The organism is Streptomyces coeruleofuscus (assembly GCF_039532725.1).
In the GTDB taxonomy this organism is placed as follows: domain Bacteria; phylum Actinomycetota; class Actinomycetes; order Streptomycetales; family Streptomycetaceae; genus Streptomyces; species Streptomyces coeruleofuscus.
Map to the genome: position 1 here is coordinate 182,085 of NZ_BAAASE010000002.1, position 15,270 is coordinate 197,354.

The 15,270-nt window shown below is 71.8% G+C and carries 14 protein-coding genes; 4 read left to right on the top strand and 10 right to left on the bottom strand.

Annotated elements, in window-relative coordinates:
* Positions 1-86: 86 nt before the first annotated feature.
* The 4 genes from ABFX81_RS07895 to ABFX81_RS07910 form a co-directional block, all read right to left on the bottom strand.
* On the bottom strand, positions 87-1,133 hold the full coding sequence (locus ABFX81_RS07895) for a hypothetical protein (protein WP_346137824.1): 1,047 nt from the start codon (positions 1,131-1,133) through the stop codon (positions 87-89).
* Positions 1,134-1,249: 116 nt separating this feature from the next.
* Positions 1,250-1,825, bottom strand: coding sequence for a SigE family RNA polymerase sigma factor (locus ABFX81_RS07900; protein ID WP_059415010.1), 576 nt, complete (start codon positions 1,823-1,825; stop codon positions 1,250-1,252).
* Between the two features lie 553 nt (positions 1,826-2,378).
* A complete protein-coding gene (locus ABFX81_RS07905) occupies positions 2,379-3,464 on the bottom strand; it encodes an aspartate-semialdehyde dehydrogenase (RefSeq protein WP_086848796.1) in 1,086 nt (361 codons plus the stop codon).
* Positions 3,464-4,741 (bottom strand): aspartate kinase, encoded by a 1,278-nt coding sequence (locus ABFX81_RS07910; protein WP_086848798.1) that lies wholly within the window; start codon positions 4,739-4,741, stop codon positions 3,464-3,466. The genes ABFX81_RS07905 and ABFX81_RS07910 overlap by 1 nt, the downstream gene beginning before the upstream one ends.
* A 235-nt stretch (positions 4,742-4,976) precedes the next feature.
* On the opposite strand from ABFX81_RS07910, the gene ABFX81_RS07915 reads away from it, so the two are divergent.
* Both ABFX81_RS07915 and ABFX81_RS07920 read left to right on the top strand, forming a co-directional pair.
* Positions 4,977-5,720, top strand: a complete 744-nt coding sequence (locus ABFX81_RS07915) for a response regulator (RefSeq protein ID WP_086848800.1) — start codon at positions 4,977-4,979, stop codon at positions 5,718-5,720.
* Complete coding sequence (locus ABFX81_RS07920) at positions 5,717-7,102, top strand: ATP-binding protein (RefSeq protein ID WP_086848802.1); 1,386 nt, start codon at positions 5,717-5,719, stop codon at positions 7,100-7,102. The genes ABFX81_RS07915 and ABFX81_RS07920 overlap by 4 nt, the downstream gene beginning before the upstream one ends.
* Here the strand turns inward: ABFX81_RS07920 and ABFX81_RS07925 are convergent.
* Entirely contained in the window at positions 7,068-7,595 is a 528-nt protein-coding gene (locus ABFX81_RS07925; RefSeq protein ID WP_086848804.1) for an SgcJ/EcaC family oxidoreductase, read from the bottom strand. The two genes, ABFX81_RS07920 and ABFX81_RS07925, sit on opposite strands and share 35 nt — an antisense overlap.
* A 173-nt stretch (positions 7,596-7,768) precedes the next feature.
* Between ABFX81_RS07925 and ABFX81_RS07930 the strand changes: the two genes are divergently transcribed.
* Positions 7,769-8,605: a PhzF family phenazine biosynthesis isomerase gene (locus tag ABFX81_RS07930; RefSeq protein ID WP_086848806.1), complete on the top strand. Its 837-nt coding sequence runs from the start codon at positions 7,769-7,771 to the stop codon at positions 8,603-8,605.
* 14 nt (positions 8,606-8,619) lie between these two features.
* Here ABFX81_RS07930 and ABFX81_RS07935 read toward each other — a convergent pair whose 3' ends face one another.
* The 3 genes from ABFX81_RS07935 to ABFX81_RS07945 form a co-directional block, all read right to left on the bottom strand.
* On the bottom strand, positions 8,620-9,279 hold the full coding sequence (locus ABFX81_RS07935) for a DUF5063 domain-containing protein (protein ID WP_086848808.1): 660 nt from the start codon (positions 9,277-9,279) through the stop codon (positions 8,620-8,622).
* Positions 9,272-9,871 (bottom strand): recombination mediator RecR, encoded by a 600-nt coding sequence (gene recR, locus ABFX81_RS07940; protein ID WP_003991835.1) that lies wholly within the window; start codon positions 9,869-9,871, stop codon positions 9,272-9,274. Before recR ends, ABFX81_RS07935 begins: the two co-directional genes overlap by 8 nt.
* 99 nt (positions 9,872-9,970) lie before the next feature.
* Positions 9,971-10,312: a YbaB/EbfC family nucleoid-associated protein gene (locus tag ABFX81_RS07945; protein WP_086848809.1), complete on the bottom strand. Its 342-nt coding sequence runs from the start codon at positions 10,310-10,312 to the stop codon at positions 9,971-9,973.
* Between the two features lie 243 nt (positions 10,313-10,555).
* Here ABFX81_RS07945 and ABFX81_RS07950 point away from each other — a divergent pair, with 243 nt between their 5' ends.
* Entirely contained in the window at positions 10,556-11,305 is a 750-nt protein-coding gene (locus ABFX81_RS07950) for an SLATT domain-containing protein (protein WP_086848815.1), read from the top strand.
* 159 nt (positions 11,306-11,464) lie between these two features.
* Here the strand turns inward: ABFX81_RS07950 and ABFX81_RS07955 are convergent, their stop codons facing one another.
* A complete protein-coding gene (locus tag ABFX81_RS07955; RefSeq protein WP_346137825.1) occupies positions 11,465-13,027 on the bottom strand; it encodes a substrate-binding domain-containing protein in 1,563 nt (520 codons plus the stop codon).
* A 131-nt stretch (positions 13,028-13,158) separates the two neighbouring features.
* Positions 13,159-15,198: a serine/threonine-protein kinase gene (locus ABFX81_RS07960; RefSeq protein WP_346137826.1), complete on the bottom strand. Its 2,040-nt coding sequence runs from the start codon at positions 15,196-15,198 to the stop codon at positions 13,159-13,161.
* Positions 15,199-15,270 lie beyond the last annotated feature (72 nt).

Genomic DNA, 15,270 nt, shown 5'->3' on the forward strand with positions numbered 1-15,270 from the left:
TCCGCAGCCCGGCGTAGCGGGGTGCCGCTGCGCCCACCCGTGCCGCCCCAGCGGCACGATTGCCCGCAGCTGAGGCAGCTGCGCGGCTACGACGCCGCCAGTACGCCCGTCCAGTAGACCGTCCCCGCGCACGCGTTGGACACCGTCACCGAACCCGCGCCCGAGCCGGTCGCCGGTGTGTACGTCACCGCCACGCTGCCGTCGACCGTGCCGTCCTCCCTGGCCAGCTGCGGGGCCGTGCCCGTGCCCGTGTCGCCGCCGGTGGAGGTGCCGCCCGCGGCCGCGCTGCCCTCCGTCGGGGTGGGGTCGGGAGTGGGGTCGGGATCGGGGTCGGGGTCGCCGCCGGGGACGGGGCAGGTCTCACTGGGGACCCAGGCGAACTTCACGTCGTAGGCGGCGCCCGGCGCCAGCACCAGCTGGGCGGCCTCCAGGGACGGGTCGGGCAGGCCGGCCGCCGCGTCCCCGGCCGTGTGCCGGGCCTGTCCGACCTTGCTGACGTCGGCCGCGCCCTGCGCCAGCGCGCTCACCGAGCCGGGGTCGGTGACCGTACAGCTCGCCGCAGAGACGTTGGTGACGCGGAAGGAACCGTAGACCGCGCCGGTGGAGTCGGGTGCGGCGCTGCTTCCAGCGGCGGGGCCGAGCTGGGCGGCGGTGCAGGCCTGGATGCCGGCCGCGGCGGTGGAGGACGGGCCGGCCCCCTGGGACGCTCCGGCCGAGGCGCCGGGACTCTTGCCTTCCTTGTCCTTCGGCTTCCTGTCGCCCTTGTCCTTGCCCTCGGTCTTGCCGGGGGAGCTGCCCGCGGTGCTCTCGCCGCCGTCCGGGCCCTTGCCCTGGCTCACGCCGCCCTGGGCCTCGGAAGCGTGGCCGATCGCGGACGGGTTGGCCTCCGAGCCGGTGGAGTTGGAGACGTGCACGAGGGCGGGGACGGCCGTGCCGATGAACAGTGCGGCGGCTGCCATGCCGACGACGGCCTGCCGCTTGCGGGTCCGCCGCTGGGGCACCGCCTTCCGCAGATAGTCCAGCGTGCCGTCGCGCGGTTCCACCTCCTGCACCGCTTCCTGCAGCATCCTGCGCAGATCCAGCTCGTCCGATTCGAGCCCCTCGGGGCTCTGTTCGTCCAGGCCGTGGTTCACAGTTCCGTTCCCAGCGTGCGATTGCTTCGGATCTTGCCCGTGCAGCTTTGTCGGCTCGTGCCACTCGAAGGGCTCGTGCCGGTCGCGCCCGTCGCGGCGCGCGCCGTCGCCGTCGCTCATACCGGCGCCTCCATGGCCAGCCTGAGCGCCGCGATACCGCGCGAGCCGTACGCCTTGACCGAGCCCAGCGATATGCCGAGGGTCTCGGCGACCTGGGCCTCGGTCATGTCCGCGAAGTAGCGCAGCACCAGCACCTCGCGCTGGCGGCGCTGGAGGCCCTTCATCGCCTTGATGAGGGAGTCGCGCTCCAGCTGGTCGTAGGCGCCTTCCTCGGCGCTCGCCATGTCGGGCATGGGCTTCGACAGCAGCTTCAGGCCGAGGATGCGGCGGCGCAGCGCCGAGCGCGACAGGTTGACGACCGTCTGGCGCAGGTACGCCAAGGTCTTCTCGGGGTCCCGGACCCGCTTGCGGGCCGAGTGGACGCGGATGAAGGCCTCCTGGACGACGTCCTCGCAGGAGGCGGTGTCGTCGAGGAGGAGGGCGGCGAGACCGAGCAGCGAGCGGTAGTGCGCCCGGTAGGTCTCGGTGAGGTGGTCGACGGTGGTCCCGGCCGCGACACCGTCCTCGGCGCCTTCACGCTGGTTCGGGATGCGGGCCGGCCGCGCTGCGGGCACGGGCGCGATCACCGGCATGCCGCCGGGAGTACCGGACATGCGGGGTCGTAGAGCCGCCGGACGGGGCGGTCGGATGACCGTGCCGCGTGCCGCGCTGAAGTCGAGTACCTCTGCCACGCCTGTTGGACACGCTCACCCCTGTCAGGGTTGTACGCGCCGGGCATCACTTTCACGCCGACCTTCGCTGTCGAAGGTCTACCCGCGTCAGGCAGCACAACCGATGGTGCATCAATTGCCCTCATGCGTCCCGCTCTTCCCCTATGTCCAGATATGAACGGGCGTCCCCACGCCCGGTTCCAGGCGTCCCCACGCCTGTATGTGTCCCGCGGCCCGGAAGGGCGACCGCAAAGACGCTCCCCGCCCTCCGCGCGGTTGCGGAGGGCGGGGAGGTAAATCCTCGGATGCCGATGGGGTTCGGGACAAGTGGTCCGGACCATCGACCGGCTCACATGTCGTACACAGATCCTACAAACCACCTATGACAGCGGCCGGGGGGTTTCCGCGGGGCGAAACTTCTCGAAACCCGGGCGCCGGCCACCGGCACGGCGCGTTCGGCCACCGGCCCGGCGCGTCACAAAAGCTCGGCGGCCACCAGTTCGGCGATCTGGGCGGTGTTGAGCGCGGAGCCCTTGCGCAGGTTGTCCCCGCAGACGAACAGTTCGAGCGCCGTCGGGTCGTCCAGCGCCCGGCGTACCCGCCCGACCCACGTCGGATCGGTACCGACCACGTCGGCGGGCGTCGGGAACTCCCCCGCGGCCGGGTTGTCGAACAGCACGACCCCGGGCGCCGTGGCGAGGATCTCGCGGGCCTTGTCGACGGTGACCTCGCCCTCGAAGCGGGCGTGCACGGTCAGCGAATGCGTGGTGATCACCGGAACGCGGACACAGGTGACGGCCACGGGCAGGCGGGGCAGCCCGAGGATCTTGCGGGACTCGTCGCGGACCTTCAGTTCCTCCGACGACCAGCCGTCCTCGCGCGGAGACCCGGCCCACGGGACGACGTTCAGCGCGACCGGCTCCGGAAACGGCCCGGTGCTGTCGCCCACGGCCCGCCGTACGTCACCGGGGCTGGTCCCCAGTTCCGTGCCGGCGACGAGGGAGAGCTGCTGCCGCAGTGTCGCCACGCCCGCGCGGCCGGCGCCGCTGACCGCCTGGTACGAGGAGACCACCAGCTCGCGCAGCCCGAACTCGGCGTGCAGCGCGCCCAGGGCCACGATCATGGAGAGCGTCGTGCAGCTGGGGTTGGCGATGATGCCGCGCGGGCGCATCCGCACGGCGTGCGGGTTGACCTCGGGCACGACGAGCGGCACGTCCGGGTCCATCCGGAACGTGCCGGAGTTGTCGACCACCACCGCGCCCTTGGCGGCGGCCAGGGGCGCCCACCGCGCGGCGACCTCGTCGGGGACGTCGAACATGGCGACGTCGACCCCGTCGAAGGCCTCCTCGGTGAGCGCGACGACCTCGGTCTCCTCGCCGCGCACGGCCAGCTTGCGGCCGGCCGAGCGCGGGGAGGCGACCAGTCGGATCTCGCCCCAGACGTCCGCCCGCTGGGACAGGATCTGGAGCATGACCGTGCCGACGGCCCCGGTCGCTCCCACGACGGCGAGCGTCGGCCGCCCGGAGCGGCCGGGCCGGTCGGCCCGTCGGAGACCGGTCATCAGCGGCCGGTGCCTCCGTAGACGACGGCCTCGTCGCTGTCGGAGTCGAGCCCGAACGCGGTGTGCACGGCACGGACGGCCTCGGGCACGTCGTCGGCGCGCGTGACGACCGAGATGCGGATCTCGGACGTCGAGATCAGCTCGATGTTCACACCGGCGTCGGACAGCGCCTTGAAGAAGTCGGCCGTGACGCCCGGGTTCGTCTTCATCCCGGCGCCGACCAGGGAGATCTTGCCGATCTGGTCGTCGTAGCGCAGGGAGTCGAAGCCGATGCCGCCCTTGTTCTTCTCCAGGGCGTCGATGGCCTTGCGGCCCTCGGCCTTGGGGAGCGTGAAGGAGATGTCCGTCAGCCCCGTGGAGGCGGCGGACACGTTCTGCACGATCATGTCGATGTTGATCTCGGCGTCCGAGATCGTCCGGAAGATCGCGGCCGCCTCGCCCGGCTTGTCCGGCACGCCGACGACCGTGACCTTGGCCTCGGAGGTGTCGTGCGCGACACCGGAGATGATGGCCTGCTCCACCTGCTTGTCCCCTTGCGTAATCGGCTCACTGCTGACCCATGTGCCCTGAAGTCCGCTGAAGCTGGACCGGACGTGGATCGGGATGTCGTACCGGCGGGCGTACTCCACACAGCGGTGGAGCAGCACCTTCGACCCGGATGCCGCCAGCTCGAGCATGTCCTCGAGGGAGATCCAGTCGATCTTCCGGGCCTTCTTCACCACGCGCGGGTCGGCGGTGAACACGCCGTCGACGTCGGTGTAGATCTCGCACACATCGGCGCCGAGGGCGGCGGCGAGGGCCACCGCGGTGGTGTCGGAGCCGCCGCGGCCGAGGGTGGTGATGTCCTTGGTGTCCTGGCTGACACCCTGGAAACCCGCCACGATCGCGATGTTGCCCTCGTCCACCGAGGTCTTGATCCGGCCCGGCGTGACGTCGATGATCCGGGCTTTGTTGTGGACCGAGTCGGTGATGACACCTGCCTGGCTGCCGGTGAACGACTGGGCCTCGTGGCCCAGCTTTTTGATCGCCATGGCCAGCAGTGCCATGGAGATCCGCTCTCCGGCGGTCAGCAGCATGTCGAGCTCGCGCCCGGCAGGCATCGGGGAAACCTGCTCGGCGAGATCGATCAGCTCGTCCGTCGTGTCGCCCATCGCGGAAACGACGGCAACCACCTGGTTGCCGTTCTGCTTCGCTTCCACGATTCGCTTGGCGACGCGCTTGATGCCCTCGGCATCGGCTACGGAGGAGCCTCCGTACTTCTGCACGACAAGGCCCACGTGCGCTCCTCGCTCAATCCGTCTCTATCCGCTCATACGCATTCGTACCGCGGTCGGCTCAGTCTAACGAGCGTCCGAAAATCCCTTCCGCGATATCGCATGGTGAGACTTCCGGGGTACTCGCTCAGAGCTGCTCATGCCCATCTCGGCACCGGCCACGCGAGAAAGTGCCCGGCGTCACAATCGCACGTGGGCCGAACCGTGTGCCCAAACTTTCAAGCACTAGGGTTCGCCTGTGCGCGTACTTCTGGTGGAAGACGATGAACCGGTCGCCGAGTCCCTCAGACGCGGCCTGAAGCGCTACGGCTTCGAGGTCGAGTGGGTCGCCACGGGCCGGGCGGCGCTGGACCACACGAGCCCCTACGACGTCGTCCTGCTCGACCTCGGCCTGCCCGACACCGACGGCCTCGACGTCTGCAAGGCGCTGCGCGAGCGCGGCGACGTCCCGATCATCGTGATCAGCGCCCGCAGCGACGAGACGGACCGGGTGGTGGGCCTGGAGATCGGCGCGGACGACTACGTCTCCAAGCCGTTCGGCGTCCGGGAGGTCATCGCCCGCATCCGGGCGGTGATGCGCCGCGCGCGGCCCCGCACCCCCGCGGCCGGGGGACCCGGGAACGGCCCCGACCGCTACGGCCCCCGCCTGACCGTCGACCGCAAGGCGGCCCGGGTGCGGCTCGACGACGAGGAGGTGGCCCTCGCCCCCAAGGAGTACGATCTGCTGGCCTTCCTCACCGAGGAGCCCGGGGCACTGATGTCGCGCGAGCAGATCATGGAAGCGGTCTGGGACGCGAACTGGTTCGGGCCGACGAAGACGCTCGACGTGCACGTGGCGGCACTGCGGCGGAAGCTTGCGGGCGCGATCACGATCGAGGCGGTGCGCGGGGTCGGCTTCCGGCTGGAGATCGTCAAGGACGGCGGCGACGACAAGGACGGCGACGGCGACCCGGGCACCGGAACGGACAGCGGCGCCTCATGATCCGCCAGCTCGTCCGCAGCTACATCTTCCTCGTCGCGATCGCCATCGCCCTGTTCACGGTGCCGGTGGCCTTCTCGCTCACCTCCCAGCTGCGGGGCGACACCGCGGACTCCGTGGTGCGCGAGGCCAAGACCATGGCGCTGCTGCTGGCCAACGGCGACCCCACCTCGTGCGAGGCACTCCAGAAGATGGCCACCGCGTACGCCGCCGAGACGCCCGGCGACGTCCAGGTGACCGGAGCTCCGGGCTGCGCGCCGGGCCTGCTCCGCGCGCGGGAGGACGCGGCCCTGACCGCGGCCCTCGACCGGAACCGTCCGACGACCGACTTGGGCTCCTCCTTCATCTGGGGTCCCGACCTGGTGATCACGGTCCCCGCCAAGAAGGCCGGGGAAGACCGCCCCGTCGGCGCCGTGCGCATCGTCTACTCGACGGACGGGATGACCGACCGCCTGTGGACGATCTGGGGCTTCCGGGCGATTCTCGCGGTGCTGGTCCTGGTGGTGGCCGCTCTGCTCGGCGTGGGGGTGGCGCGCCGCCTGACCCGCCCGCTGCGCCAGCTCAACGACATGGCGAGCAAGTTCAGCGACGGCGACCTGACCGCCCGCTCCCCCGTGACGGGCCCCCCGGAGACCCAGACGCTGGCACGCACCCTCAACCAGGGCGCGGAACGCCTGGACACGTTGATCGCGGCCCAGCGCATCTTCGTGGCGGACGCCTCGCACCAGCTGCGCACCCCGCTCACGGCCCTGCGGCTGTCCCTGGACAACATCGCGGACGGTGTGGACGACGAGTTCGTGCGGGAGGACGTGGAGCAGGCCACCGCCGAGGTCGTGCGCATGAACCGGCTGGTCAACGGCCTGCTGGTGCTGGCCCGAGCCGAAGCGAAGGTGACGGCCGCCGAGCCGCTCCCGCTGCTGGACATCCTGCGGGAGCGGCTCGCCGTGTGGAGACCGGCCGCCGACGAGCGCGGAGTCACCATCGCGCTCAGGGGGAGTATCGACGGCCGGCCGTCTGTGCTGTCCAGCCCCGGTCATCTGGACCAGATGCTGGACAACGTGCTCTCCAACGCCCTGGAGGTCTCACCGGACGGCGGGACGATCACCGTGCGGGTGGACCCCCGGGGCGATGTGGTGGGGGTGTCGGTCCTGGACGAGGGACCCGGCATGTCGGACGCCGAGAAGTCCCGCGCCTTCGACCGCTTCTGGCGCGGTCAGGGCCTGACCGGCAGGGGCGGCTCCGGTCTCGGTCTCGCCGTCGTCAAGCAACTGGCGACGGACGACGGCGGGACCGTGGCCCTGACGGACGCGCCCGGAGGCGGCCTGTGCGTGACGATCACCCTGCGGGCGGTCAGCTCTCGGGCATCTTCGAGGAGTGGTGGTTGACGATCAGCCACTTGCCGTCGGCCTGCTTCTCGTAGGCGTACGTGTAGCGGGCCTTGACGGTGTTCTTCGCGCCCGTCTCGTGGTCGGTGAGCGCGAACTCGTACACGCCGGTGTCGATGACGGTGTCCCGGTCGAGGACGTTGACGACCGACTCGACCTTCGTGCCGACCGGCTTGTTCCGGAGGAAGTGCTCGAAGTAGTCGACGATCTCGGCTCTGTCCGTACGGACGTTGTCGGACACGGTCGGCAGCAGGACCGCGTCCTTGGCGTACAGGTCGGCGACCTTCTGCGCATCGCCGGTCCGCAGCGCCGCGTTCCACTGGTCGAAGAGCCCGAGCACCTGCGCCTCGGTGGCCGTCTTGGCGGAGTTCTTCCCGGACGTGCCGCGCGAGTCGGCTCCGGCGGCCCCGGCGCCGAGGGCGAAGGCACCGGCGGCCAGGGCGGCGACAGCGGTGGCGACGGCTATGCGACGGCGTACGGGGCGGCGGTCCATGACATCTCCAGTGAGATCGAGGGGAGTCGACTTGCCTCCGCTTCTTCTGCGGTGGAAGTGACTCCAGACTCGCGTGTCACCGGTTAGCGGCCGTGCAGCCGCCGTACAGGGGCCGTACAAGGAGCGCCCAAAACACGCAGCGTGAGCGGGGAGCCGGACGCTACTGTCTGGCCATGGAGATATTGCGCTACGCGGCGTTCAGCACGGATCCCAAGGGCGGCAACCCCGCGGGGGTGGTGCTGGACGCGACCGGGGCCGACGACGCGACGATGCTGGCGACGGCGGCCGAAGTCGGCTACTCCGAGACGGCGTTCGTGGTGGAGTCCGGCGACGGATCCCTGGACGTGCGGTACTTCAGCCCGCTCGCCGAGGTGCCGTTCTGCGGCCACGCGACGATCGCCACGGCCGTCGCCCACGCGGAGCGGCACGGCACCGGACACCTGCGGCTGCGCACGGCGGCGGGCCCGGTCACCGTCACCACCGACCGGGCGGCCGACGGCACCCTCGTGGCGACCCTGGTGAGCGTCGCACCGCGTACGGCACCACTCGGGGAAGCCGGTCTGGCCGAGCTGCTGGGGATTCTGGGCTGGACCGCCGGGGACCTGGACCCGGCGCTGCCGCCCCGGGCGGCCTTCGCCGGAGCCTGGCACCCGGTCATCGCCGCGGCGAGCCGGGACCGGCTGGCCGGCCTGGACTACGACATGGCCGCGCTCGGCGCCGTCATGGCCCGCGAGGACTGGACCACGATCGACCTGGTCTGGCGGGAGTCCCCCACGGTCTTCCACGCCCGCAACCCGTTCCCGCCCGGCGGTGTGGTCGAGGACCCGGCCACGGGAGCGGCGGCTGCCGCGTTCGGTGGCTACCTGCGTGAGCTCGGACTCGTGAGCACCCCCGCCACCCTGACGGTTCACCAGGGCGTGGACATGGGACGGCCGAGCACGATCACGGTGACGGTACCCGCGGAGGCGGACACCGGCATCGGCGTGACCGGCACGGCCGTACGACTCTGAGAGACCTCGGCCTCCTACTTGGCCGGGCGCAACCCCAGCGGCTCCGCGATCTCCTCCACCATCACCCTGCCCGCCTCGATCTCCAGCGTGTCGTCGCCCATGGCCTGGTCCGTGTCCAGGCCGTCGAGTTCGGCCAGGGGCTGGTTGAGGCGGACGTGGGCGAGGACCGACTGGAGGGCCCGGAGGGTCGCGGAGGCGGTGGAGCCCCAGTTGGAGAAGTAGGAGAACTGCCACCACCACAGGGCCTCCGTGGTGCGGCCCGCCCGGTAGTGGGCCATGCCGTGGCGCAGGTCGGTGATGACGTCGGTGAGGTCGTCGGAGATACGGGCCGGCACCGGCGCCTTGCGGGGCTCGTAGGGGTCGAAGACCTCCGAGTAGACGTCGATGGGGTCGAGGAGCCGCGACAGGTTCTCGCGGAGCTCGTCGACGTCCGGCTCGGGGCCCGGGTCGGGCTCGTAGCGCTCGTCGGGCACGATGTCCTCGTGCGCGCCGAGGCGGCCGCCGGCCAGGAGGAGTTGGGAGACCTCCAGGAGCAGGAAGGGAACGGCCGATTCCGGCTCGTCGCCCTTCGCGATCTCCATGACGGCGACCAGGAAGCTCTCGACCTGGTCCGCGATCTGGACGGCGAAGTCGTCCGGGTTCTGGTCGGTCGCGTGCAGCGTGGCGTCAGACATCTAGGAGTCGTCTCCCCTCGAAGGCGCGACCGAGGGTCACCTCGTCCGCGTATTCCAGGTCGCCACCCACCGGGAGGCCGCTGGCCAGGCGGGTGACCTTCAGGCCCATGGGCTTGATCATGCGGGCGAGGTACGTGGCGGTCGCCTCGCCTTCGAGATTCGGGTCGGTGGCGAGGATGAGTTCCGTGACCGTGCCGTCGGCCAGGCGCGCCAGGAGCTCCCTGATCCGCAGGTCGTCCGGCCCCACCCCGTCGATCGGGCTGATCGCGCCGCCCAGGACGTGGTAGCGGCCCCGGAACTCACGCGTGCGCTCGATCGCCACGACGTCCTTCGGTTCCTCGACGACGCAGATGACGGCCGGGTCGCGGCGGGTGTCGCGGCAGATGTTGCACAGTTCCTCCTGCGCGACGTTGCCGCAGGTCGCGCAGAAGCGGACCTTCGCCTTGACCTCCATGAGGGCCTGGGCGAGCCGTCGTACGTCCGTGGGCTCAGCCTGGAGGATGTGGAAGGCGATCCGCTGGGCGCTCTTCGGACCGACGCCGGGCAGCCGCCCCAGCTCGTCGATCAGGTCCTGGACCACGCCTTCGTACAACGGACTGCCTTTCGTGGATCATCGAGGTCGTTCGCGCCGTACGGCCTTCCCGTACGTACCGTAGTTGTCAGCCGCCTGTCCGAGGAAGCGGTAGGCGTCTCAGAACGGCAGACCGGGGATGCCGCCGCCGCCCAGACCCTGCGCGAGCGGGCCCAGCTTCTCCTGCTGGAGCGCCTGCGCGTTCTCGTTGGCCGCCTGCACAGCCGCCACGACCAGATCGGCGAGGGTCTCGGTGTCCTCCGGGTCCACCGCCTTCGGGTCGATCCGCAGGTTGCGCAGCTCGCCGGCGCCGGTGACGGTCGCGGTCACGAGGCCGCCGCCCGCCTGGCCGTCGACCTCCGTCTGCGCCAGTTCCTCCTGCGCCTGTGCCAGGTCCTGTTGCATCTTCTGGGCCTGCTGGAGCAGCTGCTGCATATTGGGCTGGCCACCACCGGGGATCACGATCAGCTCCTTGCTCGGTACGGGTTTTCCCGTTCGGCACGAGCCTACGTGGTCGGGCCTGCCGTCGCCCCAGCACTCTTTCGAGTGAGTTTCCCTCGCGCCCTATAACTGATCAAGGAATACTTCCGGGCGGAAAAGCGGCGAAAGCTACATCTTCGCCACCCATTGGGGGGTAGGAAGGGTCCGGCGCGTGTGCGTCGTGTGTGCCTCTTGTCACGCAGCGTGGTCAGTTGGGAGTGCCGGGTGGGTCAGCCGGAGATGCAGCCCGAGGGGCCGCTTCAGGACGGACGGGGCGAGGGGGCGGCCCGGCTGCGGCCGGGCGATCTGACCGGGCGGGCCTTCCCGCTCGGGGACTGGGGGGAGCCGGCGGTCCGGCTGGACGAGCTGTACCGGTGGGTGGAGCGCGGGGCGCTCCGGACGGCGGCCTGGTATCTCGAGGACCGGGTGTGGAAGCGGCGGTGCGCGCGGGTGTTGCGCTGCGGGGCCGCGGCGGGGGCGGTCATCGGGGTCGCGCTGCCCCTGCTGGATCTGACCGGGGTCGCGGGCGGCATCGCGCCCTGGGGGTGTCTGGCGCTGCTGCTGGGGGTGGCGTGTGTGGCCGTCGACCGGTACTTCGGCGTGACGTCGGGCTGGATGCGGGACGTGGCCACCGCGCAGGCGGTGCAGCGGCGGTTGCAGGCACTTCAGTTCGACTGGGCGGCGGAGTGCGTGCGGGAGGTGCTGGGACCGGCGGAGGGGACGGCGAGCGAGGCGGCCGAGCGGTGCCTCGGGGTGCTGCGGAGGTTCTCCGAGGACATGACGGAGCTGGTACGGGTGGAGACCGCCGACTGGATGGTGGAGTTCCGGACCGGGGCCGTACCGACAGGGATTCACGCGGCTGTTTCGTCAGGGGCGCGAGGCCCGGACGCGGGAACCTTGAACGGGCGGTTTCCGATGCCACCGGGGAGTGCACGGCCGAACATGCCCCGGCAACGGCCGCCGGAGCCGCGGTGAGGACGCCGGGCGTCAGAGCTGCCCGGGCGCCCGTCCGGCCGAGCCGGCCGTCGAAAGCCCATCATGATGTCCACCAGCACCACCTTGATATCGCGGTGATCTCTCAGGACCTCGATGCCCGCGCGGCCGGTTTCCGCGTTGAGCACGTGAGGACACGGCCTAGTCAGGCGGTCCCCCGTTGTCCTGCGCGCACAGGGTCAGGCCCTCCGGGGTCCAGCACGGCAGGTGGCCGTGCGTGCGGATGACGTCCTGGCCGTTGCCGCGGGAGAGGTAGGTGAGGAAGCTCGACGCCAGGGAGTCGGCCGGGGGACGGCCGTAGGTGTAGGCGTACTCGATCTCGCGGTAGGGATATTCGCTGGTGCCGTCCTCGATGGCGTCGGCGGAGGCGGGATCGCCGTCCAGGCGCAGGGAGTGCAGGCCCTTGGCGCGGGCGGCCAGGTTGAGTTCGCTGTAGCCGATGGCGCCCGGGAGTTCGGCGACCGTGCTCAGCACCTGGTCCGTCGAGTCGAGTTCGCAGCGGATGACGGCCGCCGTCGGGTCGTCCTTGTGGACGCAGTCGACGGAGGAGTTGGCGATCTCGCCGCGTCCCAGCACCCGGCGCTGGAACACCTGTCTCGTCCCGGAGTTGGCGTCCCGGCTGACCAGGTGCACGGGCAGGTCCGGGCCGCCGAGCTGCCGCCAGTTGCGGATCTCGCCCCGGTAGAGGCGCCGTACGTCGTTCGTGGACAGGTCCTTCAGGCGTACGTCGTCGTTGACCACGAGCGCGAAGACCGACACCGCCACCCTGTTCTCGCGCAGTTCGGGCAGTCCGGGCGGCTTGGGGCCGTCCGACAGGGCCACCACCGGGGGTGAGCCCTTCCCGTCCCGTGCCGCCTGCGCGCCGGCCGCCGCGAGCTCCCGTATTCCGGCCGTCGAGCCGTGCGGGTCCACGTCGATGACCGGGTCGCCGCCGCAGTCCCGCTCGTACTTCCCGGCCACTTCGCGCAGGACGGGCGCGAACGCGGTCGAACCGGTGAGGGTGAGCCTGCCGCTCGCGCAGCCGATCGGGGGCGGGGTGTCGTCCTGGGCGACGACGATCGCGGCCAGCGTGACCACGCACAGCGTGAGCATGATGGTGATCAGCCGGGCGGCCCGGCTGAACAGCGGTGGTTTGTCGTCCGGGGCGGCCGCGCGGTTGGGGCGCACCTCGCCCTCCCGCAGGCCCCCGACCAGCCGCACCCCGCGGCCCACGTCGCCGCCGGACAGCAGCACGAGGAGCTTGAAGTAGTCGCCGCGGTTGAGCGGGACGCGCGGGATGCGCAGCGCGTTGTCCTCGTAGCCGAAGCCCCGGGCCGCGGTGAAGTGGTCCATGAGGTGGTCGGTGTCGGAGGGCTGGGTGACCGAGACCCCGCGGATGGTGCGGTCGGTGAACACCGCGGTGAGGCCGTGGACTTCGGGGCCCGTGTAGTCGTCGCGGTCGATGGCCAGTGAGCCGTCGTTCTCGATGCGCAGCAGAACCAGGGTCGCGTCCGTCATGTCGGGCGCCTCGTCGAACAGCCCCAGCCGGCGGTTGGCGCGGCCCGAGCGCACGTCGTCGCCGATGGGGTTGTCCATCTGTACGCGGTAGCCGATCCGCTTGCGGCGCGGCACCCGGCGTTCGTACCAGACCATGACACCCGAGGCGATGATGCCGAGGACGGCCGTCGCGACGGCCACGAGGTTCTCCGCGCTCAGCCACTCCATCGTCGGTGCCCCCGCCGCCGCCCGGACGAAATCGATCGTCCGGCCACCGTACGGCCGTACGAGCGGGTACCCGGAATTCGTCGGCCGGAATTCGCCGTACGTTCAACGGCCTCACGGGAAACGCGAGTTGGTCACTCCCTCGTGTACGTCAGCCGCTCCCCGCTGCTCGTGTTGACGCGCTGGAGCGTGCCGTCCGGGAGGAGGGTGACCTCGGTGGCCGCGCCCGGGGTGCACGCGCTGCGCGGTTGCCCGGCCTTCACGGTGGACGGGCCGATCTTCAGCGCGCCGTCGGCGCCGGGTGCCGTGGTCAGCCGGCCCTCGAACACGCAGTGGTAGCTGCCGCCGCCCTTGGTCGGGCCGTCCGCCACGAGGGACAGGACCGTGTCGCCCGGCTCGCCCTGCTGGATGGTCAGTGAGCGGCTGTGCGCTCCGTCGGCGTTGTCGATGGTCGTGGCCCAGGTGCCCAGGTACGCCGTCGGGATCGAACCGTCCGCCGGGGAGACGGAGGTGTCCGGCTCCGAGGTCTTCGGGGACGGGCCCGGCGTGGTCGGGGACGCGTCGGTGCTCTGCGTGGGGGTGGGGTCGCCGCCGGCCCGGTCGCCGTCGCCGCCCTGCATCAGCGCGTAGACCGAGCCGCCCGCGGCCAGCGCGACGACCAGGGCGATCACGACAAGCAGCGCGGTGGAACGGCCGTCTCTTCGCGCCGGCTCCTGCGGCGGACCGTAGGGCGGGGTCGGGCCGTAGGGCGGGGTCGGGCCGTAGGGCGGGGTCGGGCCGTAGGGCTGGCCCGTTCCGTACGGGGGCGGACCGTAGGGCGGTGTGGAGCCGAGGCCGCCGTAGGCGGGGTGGAAGGGCGGGGCGGTGCCCTGCGCGCCGGGCTGGGGGTGCTGCTGGGGGTAGCCGTACGCCGGGTAGGGGGGCGGGGGCGTCTGGGGGTGGGACGGGGCGCCCGGGGGCTGCTGGGGCGCCGGGGCGGTGCTCTGGCCCGCGACCATGGTGGGCAGATGGTTCAGCGGCGGCCCCTCGCCCGGGCGGCCCGGCGGGGGCGGGACCGGGGGTGCGGCGGGCACCGTCGCGGGGGCCGGGGGCGGCGCGGGGCTCGGGGAGGATTCGTCGGCGGCGGGGGCGTGTTCGGGTGTCGGGCCGGGGCTCCCGCGGCTCCCGTCGGAACCGGAATCCTGCCGCTGGACAGGGAGGCCGGCGGCACCGGCCCGCTCCCCCGCGGCCTCGCGCTCCCCCGCGGCCTCCCCCTCCGGGTCCTCCGCGTCCAGCAACCGCACCGCGTGCCGCCCGAGTTGGGCGACCAGGGCGCTCAGGAGCCAGGGGTCGAGGGCGCGGCCGTCGGAGACGGTGTCGTCCGCGCCGGTGCGTTCCAGGACGCGGTCGAGGGACGGGCGTGCGGCGGGGTCCTTGCGCAGGCAGTCGCGGACCAGGTCGGCGATGCCCTCGGGGATGCCCTCCAGGTCCGGTTCCTCCTGGGCGATGCGGAACATCAGGGCGTGCACACCGCTGTTGGCGGTGCCGAAGGGCAGGGCGCCGGTGGCGGCGTAGGCGAGGACCGAGCCGAGGCAGAAGACGTCGCACGCCGGGGTGATGCGGTCACCCCGCACCTGCTCGGGCGCCATGAAACCGGGCGATCCGACGAGCGCGCCGGTGCGCGTGAGTCCGCCGTCCGTCACGGTCTGGAGGGCCCGGGCGATACCGAAGTCGATGACGCGCGGGCCGTCGATGGTGACCAGGACGTTGGACGGCTTGAGGTCGCGGTGGACGATGCCGGCGGCGTGGATGTCCTTGAGCGCGTGCGCGAGCCCGGCCGCGAGGATGCGGACCGTCCGCTCGGGCAGGGCGCCGTGGTCGTGTCCGACGACCTGCTGGAGGCTCGGCCCGGCGACGTACCCGGTGGCCACCCACGGCACCGCCGCCTCGGTGTCCGCGTCCAGCACCGGCGCCGTCCAGTACCCGCCGACCCGCCGCGCGGCCCGCACCTCCTGCCGGAACCGCTCCCGGAACTCCTCCTGCGCGGCCAGCTCCTCGCGCACGAGTTTCACGGCGACCGTACGGCCCCGCTCCGAGCGGGCCAGATACACGTGCCCCATGCCGCCCGCCCCGAGCCGCGCCAGCAGCCGGTACGCACCGATACGTTGCGGATCCCCGGGCCCCAGTTTCTCCATCGCTCAGCCGCCTTCCCCCCACACGTGAGCAACAGATCGAGAATAGTGCGGGGTCCGGGCGGGGCAGGCCCG

Coding starts and splice junctions, on each gene's coding strand:
- ABFX81_RS07930 (WP_086848806.1), top strand. CDS start 7,769: ATGGAGATATTGCGCTACGCGGCGTTCAGCACGGATCCCAAGGGCGGC.
- ABFX81_RS07925 (WP_086848804.1), bottom strand. CDS start 7,595: ATGGACCGCCGCCCCGTACGCCGTCGCATAGCCGTCGCCACCGCTGTC.
- ABFX81_RS07935 (WP_086848808.1), bottom strand. CDS start 9,279: ATGTCTGACGCCACGCTGCACGCGACCGACCAGAACCCGGACGACTTC.
- ABFX81_RS07905 (WP_086848796.1), bottom strand. CDS start 3,464: ATGACCGGTCTCCGACGGGCCGACCGGCCCGGCCGCTCCGGGCGGCCG.
- ABFX81_RS07900 (WP_059415010.1), bottom strand. CDS start 1,825: ATGCCGGTGATCGCGCCCGTGCCCGCAGCGCGGCCGGCCCGCATCCCG.
- ABFX81_RS07955 (WP_346137825.1), bottom strand. CDS start 13,027: ATGGAGTGGCTGAGCGCGGAGAACCTCGTGGCCGTCGCGACGGCCGTC.
- ABFX81_RS07920 (WP_086848802.1), top strand. CDS start 5,717: ATGATCCGCCAGCTCGTCCGCAGCTACATCTTCCTCGTCGCGATCGCC.
- ABFX81_RS07960 (WP_346137826.1), bottom strand. CDS start 15,198: ATGGAGAAACTGGGGCCCGGGGATCCGCAACGTATCGGTGCGTACCGG.